The 16,237-nt window shown below is 69.2% G+C and carries 18 protein-coding genes; 7 read left to right on the top strand and 11 right to left on the bottom strand.

Annotated features, from left to right (window positions below; genetic code table 11):
• Positions 1-3: 3 nt before the first annotated feature.
• From ASG72_RS11600 to ASG72_RS11580, 5 genes are all read right to left on the bottom strand, one after another.
• Positions 4-633 carry a LysE family translocator gene (locus tag ASG72_RS11600; protein ID WP_056712386.1) on the bottom strand — a complete coding sequence of 210 codons (630 nt, stop codon included), beginning with the start codon at positions 631-633 and terminating at the stop codon, positions 4-6.
• Positions 633-971 carry an XdhC family protein gene (locus ASG72_RS11595; RefSeq protein ID WP_056712385.1) on the bottom strand — a complete coding sequence of 113 codons (339 nt, stop codon included), beginning with the start codon at positions 969-971 and terminating at the stop codon, positions 633-635. Before ASG72_RS11595 ends, ASG72_RS11600 begins: the two co-directional genes overlap by 1 nt.
• Before the next feature lie 62 nt (positions 972-1,033).
• Entirely contained in the window at positions 1,034-2,233 is a 1,200-nt protein-coding gene (locus tag ASG72_RS11590) for a VWA domain-containing protein (protein ID WP_056712384.1), read from the bottom strand.
• Positions 2,234-2,255: 22 nt separating this feature from the next.
• Positions 2,256-2,633 carry a nuclear transport factor 2 family protein gene (locus ASG72_RS11585; RefSeq protein ID WP_056712381.1) on the bottom strand — a complete coding sequence of 126 codons (378 nt, stop codon included), beginning with the start codon at positions 2,631-2,633 and terminating at the stop codon, positions 2,256-2,258.
• Between the two features lie 87 nt (positions 2,634-2,720).
• Positions 2,721-3,647, bottom strand: a complete 927-nt coding sequence (locus ASG72_RS11580; protein WP_056712378.1) for a MoxR family ATPase — start codon at positions 3,645-3,647, stop codon at positions 2,721-2,723.
• A 267-nt stretch (positions 3,648-3,914) separates the two neighbouring features.
• Here ASG72_RS11580 and ASG72_RS11575 point away from each other — a divergent pair, with 267 nt between their 5' ends.
• Positions 3,915-4,268 (top strand): nuclear transport factor 2 family protein, encoded by a 354-nt coding sequence (locus tag ASG72_RS11575; RefSeq protein WP_056712376.1) that lies wholly within the window; start codon positions 3,915-3,917, stop codon positions 4,266-4,268.
• 12 nt (positions 4,269-4,280) lie between these two features.
• On the opposite strand, the gene ASG72_RS11570 is transcribed toward ASG72_RS11575, so the two are convergent.
• From ASG72_RS11570 to ASG72_RS11560, 3 genes are all read right to left on the bottom strand, one after another.
• Positions 4,281-5,084, bottom strand: a complete 804-nt coding sequence (locus ASG72_RS11570) for a xanthine dehydrogenase family protein subunit M (protein WP_056712374.1) — start codon at positions 5,082-5,084, stop codon at positions 4,281-4,283.
• 183 nt (positions 5,085-5,267) lie between these two features.
• Positions 5,268-7,631, bottom strand: coding sequence for a xanthine dehydrogenase family protein molybdopterin-binding subunit (locus ASG72_RS11565; RefSeq protein WP_056712372.1), 2,364 nt, complete (start codon positions 7,629-7,631; stop codon positions 5,268-5,270).
• A gap of 81 nt (positions 7,632-7,712) precedes the next feature.
• Positions 7,713-8,225, bottom strand: coding sequence for a (2Fe-2S)-binding protein (locus ASG72_RS11560; protein WP_056712370.1), 513 nt, complete (start codon positions 8,223-8,225; stop codon positions 7,713-7,715).
• A 323-nt stretch (positions 8,226-8,548) separates the two neighbouring features.
• On the opposite strand from ASG72_RS11560, the gene ASG72_RS11555 reads away from it, so the two are divergent.
• Entirely contained in the window at positions 8,549-9,892 is a 1,344-nt protein-coding gene (locus ASG72_RS11555; RefSeq protein ID WP_056712369.1) for a methyl-accepting chemotaxis protein, read from the top strand.
• Between the two features lie 15 nt (positions 9,893-9,907).
• On the opposite strand, the gene ASG72_RS11550 is transcribed toward ASG72_RS11555, so the two are convergent.
• Positions 9,908-10,360, bottom strand: coding sequence for a carbon monoxide dehydrogenase subunit G (locus tag ASG72_RS11550; protein WP_056712367.1), 453 nt, complete (start codon positions 10,358-10,360; stop codon positions 9,908-9,910).
• A 119-nt stretch (positions 10,361-10,479) separates the two neighbouring features.
• On the opposite strand from ASG72_RS11550, the gene pcaB reads away from it, so the two are divergent.
• Genes pcaB through ASG72_RS11525 form a run of 5 tightly spaced genes read left to right on the top strand, consistent with a single transcriptional unit; the run spans position 10,480 to position 14,739 of the window.
• Positions 10,480-11,892, top strand: coding sequence for a 3-carboxy-cis,cis-muconate cycloisomerase (gene pcaB, locus ASG72_RS11545; RefSeq protein ID WP_200939926.1), 1,413 nt, complete (start codon positions 10,480-10,482; stop codon positions 11,890-11,892).
• Positions 11,885-13,144: an aconitase X catalytic domain-containing protein gene (locus ASG72_RS11540; protein WP_082540275.1), complete on the top strand. Its 1,260-nt coding sequence runs from the start codon at positions 11,885-11,887 to the stop codon at positions 13,142-13,144. The genes pcaB and ASG72_RS11540 overlap by 8 nt, the downstream gene beginning before the upstream one ends.
• On the top strand, positions 13,135-13,545 hold the full coding sequence (locus ASG72_RS11535; protein ID WP_056712365.1) for a DUF126 domain-containing protein: 411 nt from the start codon (positions 13,135-13,137) through the stop codon (positions 13,543-13,545). The genes ASG72_RS11540 and ASG72_RS11535 overlap by 10 nt, the downstream gene beginning before the upstream one ends.
• 17 nt (positions 13,546-13,562) lie before the next feature.
• Entirely contained in the window at positions 13,563-14,342 is a 780-nt protein-coding gene (pcaD, locus tag ASG72_RS11530; RefSeq protein WP_056712362.1) for a 3-oxoadipate enol-lactonase, read from the top strand.
• 10 nt (positions 14,343-14,352) lie between these two features.
• Positions 14,353-14,739 carry a carboxymuconolactone decarboxylase family protein gene (locus ASG72_RS11525; RefSeq protein ID WP_056712360.1) on the top strand — a complete coding sequence of 129 codons (387 nt, stop codon included), beginning with the start codon at positions 14,353-14,355 and terminating at the stop codon, positions 14,737-14,739.
• Positions 14,740-14,744: 5 nt separating this feature from the next.
• Here ASG72_RS11525 and ASG72_RS11520 read toward each other — a convergent pair whose 3' ends face one another.
• Positions 14,745-15,257 carry a flavin reductase family protein gene (locus tag ASG72_RS11520; protein WP_056712358.1) on the bottom strand — a complete coding sequence of 171 codons (513 nt, stop codon included), beginning with the start codon at positions 15,255-15,257 and terminating at the stop codon, positions 14,745-14,747.
• Positions 15,258-15,448: 191 nt separating this feature from the next.
• Positions 15,449-16,147 carry a GntR family transcriptional regulator gene (locus tag ASG72_RS11515; protein WP_056712356.1) on the bottom strand — a complete coding sequence of 233 codons (699 nt, stop codon included), beginning with the start codon at positions 16,145-16,147 and terminating at the stop codon, positions 15,449-15,451.
• Between the last annotated feature and the right edge of the window lie 90 nt (positions 16,148-16,237).

Genomic DNA, 16,237 nt, shown 5'->3' with positions numbered 1-16,237 from the left:
GTCTCAGCCCTTGTCCGTCGCCAGCTTGAGCCCGAGCCCGATCATCATCGAGCCGCCGAGCCAGCGCCCCAGAGCGAAACCCGTCCGGGTCTTCTTCATCGTCTTCACCACGGCGGATGCGCCGAAGACCGTGACCAGATCCGCCGAGGAAAAGGCGAAGTTCACCACCGTCCCCAGGATGAGGAACTGCACCCAGACCGGGAAGGCGGCGGCGGGATCGACGAATTGCGGCAGCAGCGCGATGAAGAACAGCGCCACCTTCGGGTTGAGGATCTCGACGATGAAGGAATCGAGCAGCGCGCGCTTCACCGTCTTGGGCGGCGCCACCGGCCCATCCGCGGCGGCGAGCCGCGAGCGGATCATGCCGATGCCGAGCCAGATCAGATAGAGCGCCCCCGCGATCTTCACCGCGACATAGAGCTCCGGCACATGCTTGAACACCGCCGACAGGCCGAAAGCGGCAGCGAAGACATGGATATAGCAGCCGAGATGAATGCCCAGCATCGCCATCAGCCCGGCCTTGCGGCCATGCGCGATGGTCTGGGCAGCGGTGTAGAGCAGGGCCGGCCCGGGAAAATAGGCGACGAGCAGCGTCAGCGTGGCGAAGGCCAGCAGGGTCTCCCAGGATGCCATCAGACGGCCGCCCTGGTGCCGACCGGCTCGACATAGACCCGGATGCGCCCCCCGCAGGACAGCCCGACCTTCCAGGCGGTATCGTCGGCGACGCCGAATTCGAGCGTGCGCGGCTTGCCCTGCGCGATCACCTCGACGGCCTCCTCGACCACCGCCCCCTCGACGCAGCCGCCCGAGACCGAGCCCTGGAACTGCCCCTGCGCATCGATCACCAGATGCGAGCCGACCGGACGCGGCGCCGATCCCCAGGTCTCGATCACGGTCGCGAGCGCGACGCCCCGCCCCTCCCGCGCCCAGGCTTCCGCCGTGGCCAGAATATCGGTGTCCGTGCTGATCATGCCCCGTCTCCCATTCCCCGGCCCGAACGGTCGAAACGCCGATCCCGCTCGTCCATCATGCCTCAGCTCGCGCGCTTCAGCCACTGGCGCGGATCGCTCTTCCGCTCTGCATCCGGCGACAGGGCGGCGCAGAGATCGGCCATCGCCGCGAGGTTGTGGATCGGCCGGAAGGAATCGACATGGGGCAGCATTGCGCGGATGCCGCTGGCCCGGGCCTCGAAGGCGTCGAAGCGCAGCAGCGGATTGAGCCAGACCAGCTGCCGGCAGGAGCGGTGCAGCCTGTCCATCTCGAAGCCGAGCTGCCCGTCGAGATGGCGCTCCAGCCCGTCGGTGAACAGCAGCACGACCGCCCCGCCCGACAGGACCCGCCGCGACCAGACCCGGTTGAAGGCGTGGAGCGCGGTGGAGATGCGGGTTCCGCCCTCCCAATCCGGCGCGGCTCTGCCGGCCAGTGCCAGCGCCTCGTCGGGATCGCGCGCCCGCAACATGCGGGTGATGTTGGTCAGCCTGGTGCCGAAGACGAAGGAATGCACCCGCCGCTTCTCGGTGATGGCGTGCAGGAAATGCAGGAAGATGCGCGAGTATTCGGCCATCGAACCGGAGATGTCGACCAGCGCCACCACGGGGGGATGGATCTCCGCCCGCTCGCGGAAGGCCAGGTCGATGGTGCCGCCGCCGCCGCGCAGCGAGCGCCGGAACGTCGCGCGCGGATCGATCCGCCTCCCCTGCTGCGCCGGCCGGAAGCGCCGCGTCGGCACGGTATCAATCGGCAGGCGCAGCTGCGCGATCAGCTGTTTCGCCCGGGCGATCTCGGCGGCGCTCATCTGTGCGAAATCGCGCGATTTCAGCGTCTCGCGATCGGACACGGTCAGCCGCGCCGTCAGCTCGGTCAGCTCCGTCGGCGGCTCCCGATCCTCGCGGCGCGGCGGGGCGAAGGCCTCGGCCACCCGGAGCGCGCCGGCCTCGGCCTTCTCGGGCTGGGCGTCGGCGCCGGGCGAGACCGGCGACATCTGCGCCATCAGCTTCTCGATCAAGGCGCGGCGGCGCCAGAACAGGCGGAAGGCCTGGTCGTAGAGCAGGCTGTCCTCATGCTTCTTCACGAAGATCGCATGCAGCGCCCAATAGACGTCCTCGCGCCCGCCGAGCGCACCGTCGGCCAGCGCCTCGACGGCCTCGATCACGGCGCCGGGCCCGACCGCAACCCCTGCGATCCGCAGGGCCCGCGCGAAATAGGCTATGTTTTCCGGGAGCTTGCCGGTCATGCGCCGGGGCCGGCCGCGGCGCTCACGGCCCCATCTCGGTCATGAAGACCTTCTGGACGATCTGCCATTTGCTGTCGACTTTCAGGAAGGACAGGAGGTCGGTGAAATAGCGCGGCGGCATCTGGCACTTGACCTTCACCAGCGCCAGGGTCGGGCCGACGATGTCGATGGTCAGGACATGGTCGCCCCGGGCCATGCCGGCGGCCTTGGGCGAAGGCCGCTCCGCCACCGCCTTGAGCCAGGCCTCGCGCGGCACGATCCGGATATGGCCTTCCTCATCGACCGTGGTCAGCGCGCTGGTCGGGTGGAAGGCGTGTTCGAGCTTGGCGACGTCGCCCTCGTAGAGCCCGTTGAGATAGGTCCAGGTCACCGCCTCGACCGCCTTCAGATCATTGTACATGCCGATCACTCCGCTCCAGCCCCGTCGCCTCTGGTCTATGCGTCCATCCGGTCCCGATCGTTGATCTGGAGCAGATGCGCGGCGCGTCTAGCGCACCGCCTCGGTCTTCACCTGGTCGAGCAGCTCGCGCACTTTCGAGCCCTGCATCGCCTGGATGTCGTCCTGATACTTCAGCAGCGCCCCGAGCGTGTCCGAGACCAGCCCGGGATCCAGCGCCACCGCGTCGAGCTCGACCAGCGCGCTCGCCCAGTCCAGCGTCTCGGCCACGCCCGGCGCCTTGAACAACTCTTCCCTGCGGATCGCCTGGACGAAGGCCACCACCTGTTTGGCGAGTTTGGCCGGCGCATGCGGGGCGCGCGCCTTCAGGATCGCCAGCTCGCGGGCCGTGTCGGGATAGCCGACCCAATGATAGAGGCAGCGCCGCTTCAGCGCGTCATGGATCTCGCGCGTGCGGTTCGAGGTCAGGATCACGATCGGCGGCTCGGCGGCGCGGATCGTGCCGAGCTCGGGAATGGTGACCTGCGCATCCGCCAGCACCTCGAGCAGGAAGGCCTCGAAGGCCTCGTCGGTCCGGTCGAGCTCGTCGATCAGCAGGATCGGCGCCCCGCCCTTCTGCGGCTCCAGCGCCTGCAGGAGCGGCCGCTTCACCAGATAGGTCTCTGAGAAGATGTCGCCTTCGAGCCGCGAGCGATCGAGCCCGCCGCCCTGGCCGCCGCCGGCCGCCTCGGCCAGGCGGATCGCCATCATCTGCCGGGCGTAATTCCACTCATAGACCGCGGAGGCCAGATCCAGCCCCTCATAGCATTGCAGCCGGATCAGCTTGCGGCCCAGCGCCGCCGCGAGCACCTTGGCGATCTCGGTCTTGCCGGTGCCGGCCTCCCCCTCCAGCAGCAGAGGCCGCTTCATCCGCAAGGCCAGGAACAGCACCGTCGCCAGCGCGCGGTCGGCGACATAGCCCTGGCTCTGCAGCAGGCCGAGCGTGGCGTCGATGGAGGAGGGAAGCGATTGCGACATAGGGAACCGGCGGGAGTGCGACATCCGGCGATGATCGGGGCGAAGTTGACCGATCGGGCCGGGGGGAAAGGGGGGCGATGCAGCTGATCCCTGCGGAACCGGCTCCATCGGCAATATGGCCTGTGACGGCAGTGCCTGCAATGCGCCCGGCCCGGCTCGCGCCGAGTTGCGGCCATCGGCTCTTGCCATGCTCTGGCGCACTCCGTGCCATCCTCGCGCTTACGCCGCCGATGATGGCCGGCGCCTGCAGCGAGAAAGGATCATGCCATGACCAATGCCGACGCCGTTGCCGCCTTCGCCGATCTGTTGAAGCGCGGCGAGCACCAGCAGGCTGCCGATCGCTTCAACGCTCCCGACATCGTCAGCATCGAGGCCATGGAAGGCCCGATGGCGCGGATCGAGGGCCGCGACGCCGTCAAGGGCAAGAGCGACTGGTGGTATTCCGCCCATGAGGTCCATGCCAACCGGGCGGACGGACCCTATGCGAATGGCGACCAGTTCATCATGCGCTTCGAGATCGACGTCACGGTCAGGGAGACCGGCCAGCGGATGCAGATGACCGAGGCCGGGCTCTATACGATGCGCGACGGGAAGATCGTCGAGGAGCGCTTCTTCTACTGAGCGGCGCCGCGCTCACTTGCCCGTGGCACGCGCCACGGCCTCTTTGGCCATGACGCCGATGAGATGGGCTCGATATTCGGCATCGGCATGCATGTCGCTGTTGATGCCGTCGGCCGAGGCCTTGAGCCCATCCAGCGATTTGGGCGCGAAGCGGTTGCGCAGCGCCGCCTCGCCCTCGGCCCAGCGGAAGACGCCGCCTTCGCCGGCGCCGGTCACCGCGACGCGCACCTCCGGCCCGCGCTTGGCGACGAACACGCCGACCAGAGCATAGCGCGAGGCGGGGTTGCGGAACTTGGCATAGGCCGCGCGCGAGGCGAGCGGGAAGACGATCCGGGTGATGATCTCGCCCTCTTCCAGCGCCGTCTCGTACAGCCCGGTGAAGAAGGCGTCTGCCTCGATCTTGCGGGTATTGGTGACGATGGTGGCGCCCAGCGCCAGGCAGGCGGCGGGATAATCCGCGGCCGGGTCGTTATTGGCGACGGAGCCGCCGATCGTGCCGCGATGCCGGACATGCGGGTCGCCGATATGCGAGGCGAGCCAGGCGAGGCCCGGAATCGCCTCCCGCACCTCGGCCGAGGCCGCGACTTCGGCATGGGTCGTCATGGCGCCGATGACGATGGTCCGGCCCTTGCGGGTGATGCCCTTGAGGTCGGCGCAGCCGGCGAGATCGACCAGATGCGCCGGCGAGGCGAGCCGCTGCTTCATCGTCGGCAGCAGGGTATGGCCGCCCGCCAGCAGCTTGGCGTCCTCCTTCTTCGACAGGAGTCCGGCCGCCTGACGGGCCGTGGCGGGGCGATGGTAGTTGAAGGCGTACATGACTTGTCTCCCTGAACCTCGTCTGCAACAGGCATTCGGCAGTCGGAGCGGGCGCGGGCCAAAACGGCTCCCGACCCTCGGCTCCGGGCAGCGCTTCCAGCGGAAGCGCGCCTCGGAGCCTGTTCCGCAGCGGGCCGGATCATCCTTCGGGACGGCGCGGCGCCCCGGGGATGGCCGGCCTCCTCACTCCGCCGCCTGCCTCCTCACACTCTTCTGCGCCGCCCGCCACACGGCCTGCGGCGTCGCCGGCATGGCGATGTCCTCATGGCCGAGCGCGTCGGTGATGGCGTTGATCACGGCGGGCGGCGCGGCGATGGCGCCGGCCTCCCCGCAGCCCTTGATGCCGAGCGGATTGGACGGGCATGGCGTCACGGTCATGCCGACGTCGAATGACGGCAGGTCGTCGGCGCGCGGCATGCAGTAATCCATGAAGCTCGCCGTCACCAGCTGGCCGTCAGAATTGTATTTGGCGCCTTCAAGCAGCGCCTGCCCGACCCCCTGGGCGATGCCGCCATGGACCTGGCCCTCGACGATCATCGGATTGATCACCACGCCGAAATCATCCACCGCCGCCCAGCGCTGGATTTTTGTGACGCCGGTATCGGGGTCGATCTCGAGCTCGCAGATATGGACGCCGGCCGGGAAGGTGAAATTGGTCGGGTCGTAGAACGCCCCCTCCTTCAGCCCCGGCTCGAGATCCTGGCCGCTGAACTTGTGCGCGACATAGGCCTGCAGCGCGCATGAGCCGAAATCGAGCTTGCGATCGGTGCCCTTCACCGAGAAATGGCCGTCGGCGAAGTCGATATCCGCCTCGTCGGCCTCCAGCACATAGGCCGCGACCTTCTTGCCCTTGGCGATCACCTTGTCGACCGCCTTGAAGATCGCCGACATGCCGACCGCACCCGAGCGCGAGCCATAGGTGCCCATGCCCATCTGCACCTTGTCGGTGTCGCCATGGACGATCGAGACGTTCTCGATCGGGATGCCGAGCCGGTCGGAGACCAGCTGGGCGAAGGTCGTCTCATGGCCCTGGCCATGGCTGTGCGAACCGGTCAGCACCTCGACCGTACCGACCGGATTGACCCGGACCTCCGCCGATTCCCACAGCCCGACACCGGCCCCGAGCGAGCCGACCGCCGCCGAGGGCGCGATGCCGCAGGCCTCGATATAGGAGGAGAAGCCGATGCCGCGCAGCTTGCCGTTGCGGGCGGATTCGCGCTTGCGCTTGCCGAAGCCCTTATAGTCGATGATCTCCAGCGCCTTCTTCATCGAGGCCGCATAGTTGCCGGTGTCGTACATCATGATCACCGGCGTCTGGTGCGGGAACTTCCGGACGTAGTTCTGCATCCGGAACTTCGCCGGGTCGCGCCCCAGCTCGCGCGCCGCGACCTCGACCAGCCGCTCGACGACGAAGGTCGCTTCCGGCCGCCCGGCGCCGCGATAGGCGTCGACCGGGGCGGTGTTGGTATAGACCGCGTCGACCTCGGCATAGATCGCCGGGATATCGTAGGAGCCGGAGAGCAGCGGCGCGTAGAGATAGGTCGGCACCGAGGAGGAGAAGGTCGAGAGATAGGCGCCGAGATTGGCCGTGGTCTTGACCCTGAGCCCGGTGATCCGGCCCTCGGCATTGGTCGCGAGCTCGGCATGGGTGACGTGGTCGCGCCCATGCGCATCGGCCAGGAAGGCCTCGGTGCGGTCGGAATTCCACTTCACCGGCCGGCCGACCTTCTTCGCCGCCCAGACGCAGACCGTCTCCTCGGCATAGATGAAGATCTTCGAGCCGAAGCCGCCGCCGACATCGGGCGCGATCACGCGCAGCTTGTTCTCCGGCGCGATGCCGATGAAGGCCGAGAGCACCAGCCGCGCGACATGCGGGTTCTGGCTCGTCGTGTAGAGCGTGAAGGCGCCCTCGCCCTGGTCGTAATCGCCGACGGCCGCGCGCGGCTCCATCGGGTTCGGCACCAGCCGGTTGTTGACGATGTCGAGCCTGGTGACATGCGCCGCCTCGCGGAAGGCGCGCTCCGTCTCGTCCTTGTTGCCGAGATGCCAATTGTAGACGGTGTTGTCGGGCGCCTCCGCATGGATCACGGTCTCGGTGCCGGCCGCGCTGGCGGTATAGACCACCGCCGGCAGCACCTCGTAATCGACGATCACCGCCTCGGAGGCGTCGCGCGCCTGCGCCAGCGTCTCGGCGATGATCACCGCGACATGGTCGCCGACATAGCGCACCTTGCCCTGGGCCAGCGCCGGATGCGCGCCGGCGCGCATCGGCGAGCCGTCCTTGTTGTGGATCATCCAGCCGCAGATCAGCCCGCCGACCTTGTCGGCCGCCAGATCATCCCCGGTGAAGATGCCGATGACGCCCGGCATGGCGCGCGCGGCGGCGGTGTCGATGCCGCGGATGGCCGCATGCGCATGCGGCGAGCGCAGGAAATAGGCATGGGCCTGGCCGGGCCGGTTGATGTCGTCGGTGTAGCGTCCCTGGCCGGTGATGTAGCGGTGGTCTTCCTTGCGGCGGACTGGCGCGCCGATGCCTGTTGCGGTCATGTTTCCCCTCCTCGCACGGCGCCTCTCCGGGCGCGTCATGGCTCGAGAAAAAGCCCGCGCGGGATAGCGCGGGCTGAAAACTCATTCGGCGGCCTGGCGGGGCGGTTCGCGATCGGCGGCCGACCCGCCCGCCATGGCCGTCGCACCGGCGGCGATCGCCTTGACGATGTTGTGGTAGCCGGTGCAGCGGCAGATATTGCCGTCGAGATCCTCGCGGATCGTCTTCTCGTCGAGGTCGTTGCCGCGACGGTTCACGATGTCGACGGCGGCCATGATCATGCCGGGCGTGCAATAGCCGCACTGCAGGCCGTGATGCTCGCGGAACGCCTCCTGCATCGGATGCAGCCGGCCATCCGTCGCCAGCCCCTCGATCGTCGTCACCTCGGCGCCCTCGAGCGAGATGGCCAGGGCGGTGCAGGATTTCACGGCGACCCCGTCGACATGGACCACGCAGGCGCCGCATTGGCTGGTGTCGCAGCCGACATGGGTGCCGGTCAGCCGCAGATTCTCGCGCAGGAACTGCACCAGCAGCGTGCGGGGGTCGATGACGCCGGTGACGGCTTTGCCGTTCACCGTCATGGATACGGTGGCCATGGGCATTCCTCCTGTAATCCCCGGGTCTCGCGCCCGGCTTGAGACATCGCGTCGGCCGTTGCGCCCAGGGGCTTCCGCGGAGACGGCTCCGCGCTGGCAGCTTTTCCTTGGAACAGCTCGAAATCCAATGTGGACCTGCATATTTCAGCGGTCAAGCGTCATCTGCTTTGGAAAACAGCGCTGTTTCGACCGGTTTGAGCCCGTTTTTGCAGATGTGATCACGGCCCTGCACGTTCTGCGACGCAAGCCGTTCCGAGGGCAGGGATTTTTAACCGGACCGGCCTACGTTACGGCAGTTTCGCAACATTGGGCGCAGGCACATCGTGGTCGACCTCGGCGAGCAGTTGAAGATGCGTCTGGACGCGCTGGAGTTCGACCAGCACATGCGGGCGGTCCTGCGCAGCCACAAGCCGCTGGTCGCGCGCCTGCTGCCGCCCCTCATCCTGCGCAGCCTGGAGCGCTTGCGGCTCATCGATCCCTCTGCCGATGCCGCGACGCCGGAGCTGATCGCGCAGCTCGCCGCCGCCGAGGAGGCGCATTTCCTCCTGCTCTTCGACGGCGATTTCGCCGACGCCTATATTCGCTCGCACCAGAACCTCCACCTGCTGGAGAAGCAGACCGGCCTCGGCGTTCGCGCGCGTGTGGCCGTGGCGGCGGCACTCATCCCCGCGATCGCGATCCGGACCCGTCTCCGGCACCTGCTCCGGCCCCGCCGCTTCGCGCAGGATCTGGAGCTGATCCACGAGGTGCTGGCGCTGGAAGGCGGCCTCGCGCTCGCCCATGTCAATTATGCCCTGCTGCGCGAGCACAGGCAGCACGGCGCGGCCCTCGACCAGGCGACGGTCACGCTGAAAACGCGGATCGGCTCGCTCGACCAGGCGATCAGCGGCGCCGTGGAGCAGTTCATCGAAACCGCCGACGAGACCACCCGCGCCACCACCTTCATCGGCGAGCAGATCGCCGGCATGACGCGGGCGGCGGGGCTGATGCAGGAGCGGGCCATCCAGACGGCTTCCGCGACGGAGCAGATGTCGGCCAATATCGCCGAGATCGAGCAGCGGGCGCGCCAGAGCCTCGGCATCGCCACCCGCGCCGTCGACGATGCCGAGGCGATGAACGCCGCGATCACGCAGCTGCGCGACAGCACCACCAAGATCGGCACGGTGCTGGGGCTGATCGCAGACATAGCGGCGCAGACCAATCTCCTGGCGCTGAACGCGACCATCGAGGCCGCCCGCGCCGGCGAGGCCGGGCGCGGCTTCGCAGTCGTCGCCTCGGAGGTGAAGAGCCTCGCGACCCAGACCGCTCACGCCACGCATGACATCTCGACGCAGATGGCGGAATTCGCCGCCAGCGCCGAGGATTGCAGCCAGCACGCCGCCTCGATCGCGCGGACCGTCGGCGAGATCCGCCTCGATTCCGAGGCGATCTCGGCAGCCGTCGCCCAGCAGAGCCAGGTGACCTCGGCGATCGCCCATGACGCGTCCGATGTCGCGGGCTTCGCGGAACAGGCGCTGTCCAGCGCCCGCGCCGTCGATGACAGCCTGGAGCGCACCGCCAAGGCGCTGAACCACGCCAACCGCGTGGCGTCGCAGATGGCGCTCAGGGTCGGCGAGGCGGAGGCGACCGTCAGCTCGACGCTATCGGCGCTGCGCAACGCCTCCTGAGCGGCGAGAGGCCGATCAGCCGGCGCTGACGGCCTTGGCGAAATTGGCGAAGAACTCGTCGGCGAGCTTCTTCGAGACGGAATCGATCAGGCGCGAACCTAGCTGCATCAGCTTGCCGCCGACCTGCGCCTCGACATCGTAGCGCAGCACCGTCTGGCCCTCGGCGGCGTCGCTGAGCGCCACCTTGGCGCCGCCCTTGGCGAAACCGGCGATCCCGCCCTCGCCTTCGCCCTGGATGCGGTAGCCGTTCGGCGGATCGAGATCGACGAGCTCGACCTTGCCGCGGAACGTCGCCTTCACCGGCCCGAGCTTGACCTTCACCACCGCGGAGAAATGCGTCTCGTCATCCTTGTTGAGCTGGTCGCAGCCCGGAATGCAGGCCTTCAGCACCTCGGGATCATTGAGTTTCGCCCAGACCACATCCTTCGAGGCCGGCAGCGTGACCTCGCCGCTCATCGTCATCGCCATGGCTCTTCCTCCGTTCCCAGCCGCAACGCACCGGCTCCTGTTGCAGCCGGACCTGCCTCGGGTCTATCCAAGGCAGGAGCGGCTATCCATGAGCGGAAAGCGCCGGGCGATTCAAGAGGATGAAACGCGATGATGCACCGGAGCAGCCGCATGCCGCCTGCCGGCCAGTGCCGCGCCGGCCGATGAGCGACGCGGCCTGCGGGCTCCATGGCGAACTCTTCGCCGATGCGCAGATGGACAGCCTGTTTTCGGACGGCGCGACGCTGCAGGCGATGCTGGATTTCGAGGCCGCCCTCGCCGCCGCCCAGGCGCGCTGCGGCCTCCTCCCGGCCGAGGCGGCGACGCTCATCGCCGCGCAATGCGACGCCTCCCTCTACGACCCCGGCGCGATCGGCCGCGCCGCGACCTTGGCCGGCAACCCGGCGATCCCGCTCGTCAAGGCGCTGACCGAGAGGGTGGCGGGGCAGGATCGGGAGGCGGCGAAATGGGTGCATTTCGGCGCGACCAGCCAGGACGTCATCGATTCCGGCGCCGCGTTGCAGTACCGCGCCGCGCAGCAGCTGCTGGCGGGCCGCGCCCGGCGCCTGGCCGATGCGCTGGCGGCGCTCGCTTGCGCTCATCGCGACACGCCGATGATCGGGCGCACCTTCCTGCAGCACGCCGTGCCGATCAGCTTCGGCGTCAAGGCGGCGCAATGGCTGGAGCCGGTGCTCGACATCGCGGAGACATGGCGGCGCCAGCCTCCCCTCCCGGTCCAGCTGGGCGGTGCGGCGGGGACGCTGGCCTCGCTCGGAGACGACGCCGCGGCGGTGCGCAGCGCGCTGGGCGCCACCGGCATACCGAGCCATACCAGCCGCGGCGCGCTGGCCCGCAGCGCCGCCGAACTCGGCATACTGACCGGGCATCTCGGCAAGATCGCCCTCGATATCGGGCTGATGGCGCAGACCGAGATCGGCGAGCTGGCGGAGCCGGAGGCGCCTGGCAAGGGCGGCTCCTCTGCCATGCCGCACAAGCGCAACCCGGTGCTGTGCACGCTGATCCTGGCGGCGGCGAAACGCGCTCCGGGCCTGGTCGCCACCATGCTGGCCTGCCTGCCGCAGGAGCATGAGCGCGCGCTCGGCGGCTGGCATCCGGAATGGCGCAGCATGGCGGAGCTGTACAGGATCGGCGGCGCGGCGCTGGCGCAGACGCTGACGCTGATCGAGGGGCTGCAAGTCTTTCCCGAGCGGATGCGCGCCAATCTCGATTTGACCCACGGCCTCGTCATGGCCGAGCGGGTCTCGCTCGCGCTCGCTCCGCGGCTCGGCCGCGAACAGGCGCATCACCTGCTGGAAGAGGCGAGCCGGCGCTGCCTCGCCCAGGGCCGCCATCTCAGGCTGGAGCTGGAAGCGATGCCCGAAATCGCCGCGGCTCTGGGCGCCGCGGAGCTCGAGACGCTGTTCGACCCCGCGAGTTACCGCGGCGCCAGCGATGCGATCATCGACGCGGTGCTCGCCCGCCACCGGCGCCAGGGGAGCCCCGCCGATGCTTGAGCTGACCGCCGAGGAAGCCGCCATCGCGGCGGGCAGCGAGGGGCCGGGTGCCGCGATGGCCATGCGCATCGTCGCCGAGACCGCGCGGCTGATGGGGGCGCCGCGGCTGCTGCCCGTCGCCTCCGCCCATATCGACGGCGCGCTCTACCATGGCGATTCCGGCACGCTCTTCGCCGAGAAACTGGTGGAGGGCGGCGCGCGCGTCGCCATCCGTTCGACCCTGAACGTCGGGGCGCTGAGCCCCGCCGGCTGCGCCGCCATCCGCCTGCCGCCGCATCAGCGCGACATGGCCGCGAGGATGATGCGCGCCTATGAGGCGATGGGTTGCGAACCCTCCTGGACCTGCGCCCCCTATCAGGCCGGCCACCGCCCGGCCCTCGGCAGCGACGTCGCCTGGGGCGAATCCAACGCCGTGGTCTTCTGCAATTCGGTGCTCGGCGCCCGCACCAACCGCTATGGCGATTTCCTCGACATTGCCTGCGCGATCGCCGGGCGCGCCCCCGATTACGGGCTGCATCGCCCGGAGAACCGCGTCGCGACCCTGCTGATCGACGCCAGACCGCTGTCGCAGGCGCTGCGCGCCTCGGATGTGTTCTACCCCGTGCTGGGGACGCTGCTCGGCCGCTTCGCCGGCACCGCCGTCGCCGTGATCGAGGGGCTGCAGGGCTGCACCACCGAGGACCGGCTGAAGGCGCTGGGCGCGGCATCGGCGTCGGCCGGCGGCGTCGGCCTGTTCCACATCGCCGGCGTCACCCCGGAAGCACCGGATGCGCTGACCGCCCTCGCCGGGCTCGCGCCGCGGGAGACTCTGGTGCTGACCCCGGACCGGGTCGGGGATGCGCTCGCCGGGCTCTCCACCGCGGGCGAGACCGACAGGGTCGACGCCGTCGCGATCGGCTCGCCGCATCTCTCTTTGGCCGAAATCACCGAGGTCGAGCAGCGTCTGGCCGGGCGCCGGCTCGCCGTGCCGCTCTACGTCAATACGGGACGGCACGTCGTCGGGCCGCTGGAGCAGCAGGGCCGCCGCGCCGCGCTGGAGCAAGCCGGCATCGTCTTCGTCGTCGACACCTGCGTCGTCGTCACCCCGATCCTGCCCGAGATCGACGGCGCGGTGCTGATGACCAATTCCGGGAAATTCGCGCATTACGCGCCGGGCAACACCGGCTATGCCGTCACCTATGGCTCGCTGGCCGAATGCGTCGAGAGCGCGGCCGCCGGCCGGCTGGTCAGGGAGCCGCGCGCATGGTGCTGAAGGCGGAGATCCTCATCCCCGGCGCAGCCGCGAGCGGGCGCTGCCTGGCGCTGACCGCGCCGATCAGCTTCTGGGGCGGCGTCGATCCGCGCAGCGGCGCGATTATCGACGCCCGTCATCCGGAGCGTGGGCAGAGCATCGCCGGCACGGTGCTGGCCCTGCCCGGCACGATCGGCTCCTCCTCCGCCTCGGCCGTGCTGCTCGAACTCGTCCATGCCGGCCATGCGCCGGCCGCGCTGCTGCTCGATGCGCCGGACGCGATCCTGCTGCTCGGGCTGATCGTCGCGCGCGAGATGGGCTGGCCGGTACCTCCCGCCTTCCGGCTCGCCGCACGAGACCAGATTGCCCTCGCCGGACGCGAGCTCGCTGTCTCCAGCGACGGGCTGATCACCGCAAACTGACATCGGAGCGACCAGGAATGCCGATCGAGACCATCAGGGGCGAGCCCTTCAACATCCGCATCGACGGGCCGGAGGATGCGCCCGCTCTGCTCCTGTCGAACTCGCTCGGCACCAATCTCTCGATGTGGGAGCCGCAGATCCCGGAGTGGTCGCGGCGCTTCCGCGTCATCCGCTACGATTCCCGCGGCCATGGCCAGTCCGTCGCCGACGATACGGCTTTCTCGATCGCGCAGCTCGGCCGCGACGCCCTGGCGATCCTCGACCATCTCGGCATCGAACGCGCCCATTGGTGCGGCCTGTCGAAGGGCGGCATGGTCGGGCAATGCGTCGCGACCCATGCCCGCGAGCGCTTCGACCGCATCGTGCTCGCCAATACGGCCGCGCGCATGGGGCCGCCCGATCTCTGGAACGGTCGCATCCGCACCGTCCGCAGCCAGGGCATGGCCGGGCTGGTGCAGCCGACGCTGGAGCGCTGGTTCAGCACCGGCTTCCGCGAGAGCCGGCCCGACATCGTCGCCCGCGTCTCCGGCATGCTCGAGACGACGCCGGCCATCGGCTACGCCACATGCTGTGCCGCGATCCGCGACATGGACCAGCGCTGGGCGATCCGCGGCATCGCGAACCCGGTGCTGGTGATCATCGGCGCCGGCGATCCCGCGACCCCTCCCGCCGCCGGCCATCTCATCGCCGACGCCATCCCCGGCGCGCGGCGGCTCGAGCTCGACGCCGCCCATCTCTCCAATCTCGAGCAGCCGGAGGCCTTCACCAGGGCCGTGCTCGACTTCCTGACGGGTTGAGGACAGCGTGATGGACGAGACCGAGCGATATCAGAACGGCATGGCGACGCGCCGCGCCGTGCTGGGCGAAGCCTATGTCGACAAAGCGAATGCGGCGGTGACGCCGTTCAACAGCGACTTCCAGGAATTCATCACCCGCATCGCCTGGAACGATATCTGGAACCGGCCGGGGCTCGACCGGCGCGCGCGCTCGATCATCGTGCTCTCGATCGCCACCGCGCTCGGTGCCTGGGGCGAGTTCCGCATCCATGTCCGCGGCGCCCTCAATAACGGGCTCTCGCGCGACGAGATCAAGGAGGTGCTGATCCAGGCCGGCGTCTATGCCGGCGTGCCGGCCGCCAACCACGCCTTCAAGGAAGCCGCCGGCGTCTTCGCCGAGATCGACGCGGAAGGCTGAACGGATCAGACGCTTTCGAAGCGGCGCCGCCGATAGATCAGCCCGGAGCTGCCGGCCCGGCCGCGCATGCCCACCACCTCGCCGATCAGGATGCGGTGCGTGGCGGCCTGATGCACGCCCTGAAGCCGGCAATCGAAGCAGGCGACCGCGCCCTGCAACGCGGGCGCACCCGTCGTCAACGCGTCCCAGCCGGCGCTGGCGAAGCGCGCCTCGCCGTCGATGCCGCGGCGGCTGGCGAAGATCTCGGCCAGCTCCTGCTGCTCGCCGGTCAGCGTGTTGATGCAGAACACGCCATTGGCGACGATCGCGGCCAAGGTCCGGCTCGCCCCCTCGATGCAGACCAGCACGGTCGGCGGCGCGTCGGAGACCGAGGCCACGGCCGTGGCGGTGAGGCCGGCGCGGCCCTTTTCGCCGATCGTCGTGACGACATGGACGGCGCTGGCGACCTCCGCCATCCTGTCGCGAAAGGCTGGGCCCTCGGGCGCGGCCTGAACGGCCGGCGTGGCGTTGTCTGTCATCTCAGCCTATCGGTCGTCATCTGGGAAGGGATCGGGCCGCCGCCTGCACGCGGCGCTCCCGAACCCGGCCGGCCATCGGGAACACCCCTATCTAGGGGCCCCCGCGGCTCCTGACCAGAAGCAGCCCTCCTCCCGGATCGATCGCGCAGCCCCCGCGAGGAGCCGGCAAAGCGCGTTGATATATCAATATCTCAGTCCCGCCCCAGGGTGGCGAGCAGGCCTTCGCGCAGATGCACCATCAGCGCGTCGCTGGCGGCCATCGCCGAGGGCGGATCGGCGCTGGCGATGGCATGCGCCAGCGCCATGTGGAAATTGCCGGAGGGGATCAGATCGTCATTGCGCTCGAAATAGAACCAGGCGCGCCGGATCAGCGCCTGGAGAGGCTCCAGCGCCCTTGTGGCATAGGGGCTGCGCGCCGCCGTCGCCACGGCGGTATCGAGCTCCTTGTCGAGTCGCATGAAAGCGTTCGCATCGCCGCGATCCGCCGCCGCCCGCATCGCCCGCGCCTTGTCGAGGATGACGATGCGGTCGCTGGGGCCGGCCCGCTTGGCGGCTTCGGAGGCGACGAGTCGCTCCAGCACCTCCCGCGCATCCAGCGCCGCCATGATCTCGATGGCGTTGACATCGGCGACCGCCAGCCCCTTGCGCGGAAGCACTTCCACCAGCCCCTGCTGCGCCAGCCGGATCAAAGCCTCGCGCACCGGCGTCCGCCCCACGCCGACGAGGTCGATCAGCTGGGCCTCCGTCAGAAACGCCCCGGGGCGCAGCGACAGCGTGACGATCGCCTCCTCCAGCCGCCGATAGGCGATCTCGGTCAGGCTGAGCGGGGATTGCGACGGCGCCGCCGCGCCGACCTCCAGGGCGGTCTGGAACGCATCCGCGGCGCTCATGCTGCGCCCGCCCGGATGCAACGCGCGATTGACGAAGGAGGCTGCATTGATATATCACCAAAGGTAACGGGCTGAATGCGGTCGCGAATA

The organism is Allobosea sp. Leaf344 (assembly GCF_001426225.1).
Taxonomy (GTDB): domain Bacteria; phylum Pseudomonadota; class Alphaproteobacteria; order Rhizobiales; family Beijerinckiaceae; genus Allobosea.
The sequence above is the reverse complement of the archived record's forward strand: the minus strand, read 5'-3'. Positions and strand labels throughout refer to the sequence as shown.

Bases quoted from the DNA above. Each gene is read 5' to 3' on its own strand.
- ASG72_RS11570 (WP_056712374.1), bottom strand. From the start codon at position 5,084: ATGTACGCCTTCAACTACCATCGCCCCGCCACGGCCCGTCAGGCGGCC.
- ASG72_RS11580 (WP_056712378.1), bottom strand. From the start codon at position 3,647: ATGTCGCAATCGCTTCCCTCCTCCATCGACGCCACGCTCGGCCTGCTG.
- ASG72_RS11600 (WP_056712386.1), bottom strand. From the start codon at position 633: ATGGCATCCTGGGAGACCCTGCTGGCCTTCGCCACGCTGACGCTGCTC.
- pcaD (WP_056712362.1), top strand. From the start codon at position 13,563: ATGCCGATCGAGACCATCAGGGGCGAGCCCTTCAACATCCGCATCGAC.
- ASG72_RS11520 (WP_056712358.1), bottom strand. From the start codon at position 15,257: ATGACAGACAACGCCACGCCGGCCGTTCAGGCCGCGCCCGAGGGCCCA.
- ASG72_RS11515 (WP_056712356.1), bottom strand. From the start codon at position 16,147: ATGAGCGCCGCGGATGCGTTCCAGACCGCCCTGGAGGTCGGCGCGGCG.
- ASG72_RS11590 (WP_056712384.1), bottom strand. From the start codon at position 2,233: ATGACCGGCAAGCTCCCGGAAAACATAGCCTATTTCGCGCGGGCCCTG.
- pcaB (WP_200939926.1), top strand. From the start codon at position 10,480: ATGAAACGCGATGATGCACCGGAGCAGCCGCATGCCGCCTGCCGGCCA.
- ASG72_RS11535 (WP_056712365.1), top strand. From the start codon at position 13,135: ATGGTGCTGAAGGCGGAGATCCTCATCCCCGGCGCAGCCGCGAGCGGG.
- ASG72_RS11550 (WP_056712367.1), bottom strand. From the start codon at position 10,360: ATGGCGATGACGATGAGCGGCGAGGTCACGCTGCCGGCCTCGAAGGAT.
- ASG72_RS11575 (WP_056712376.1), top strand. From the start codon at position 3,915: ATGACCAATGCCGACGCCGTTGCCGCCTTCGCCGATCTGTTGAAGCGC.
- ASG72_RS11565 (WP_056712372.1), bottom strand. From the start codon at position 7,631: ATGACCGCAACAGGCATCGGCGCGCCAGTCCGCCGCAAGGAAGACCAC.
- ASG72_RS11560 (WP_056712370.1), bottom strand. From the start codon at position 8,225: ATGGCCACCGTATCCATGACGGTGAACGGCAAAGCCGTCACCGGCGTC.
- ASG72_RS11595 (WP_056712385.1), bottom strand. From the start codon at position 971: ATGATCAGCACGGACACCGATATTCTGGCCACGGCGGAAGCCTGGGCG.
- ASG72_RS11585 (WP_056712381.1), bottom strand. From the start codon at position 2,633: ATGTACAATGATCTGAAGGCGGTCGAGGCGGTGACCTGGACCTATCTC.
- ASG72_RS11540 (WP_082540275.1), top strand. From the start codon at position 11,885: ATGCTTGAGCTGACCGCCGAGGAAGCCGCCATCGCGGCGGGCAGCGAG.
- ASG72_RS11525 (WP_056712360.1), top strand. From the start codon at position 14,353: ATGGACGAGACCGAGCGATATCAGAACGGCATGGCGACGCGCCGCGCC.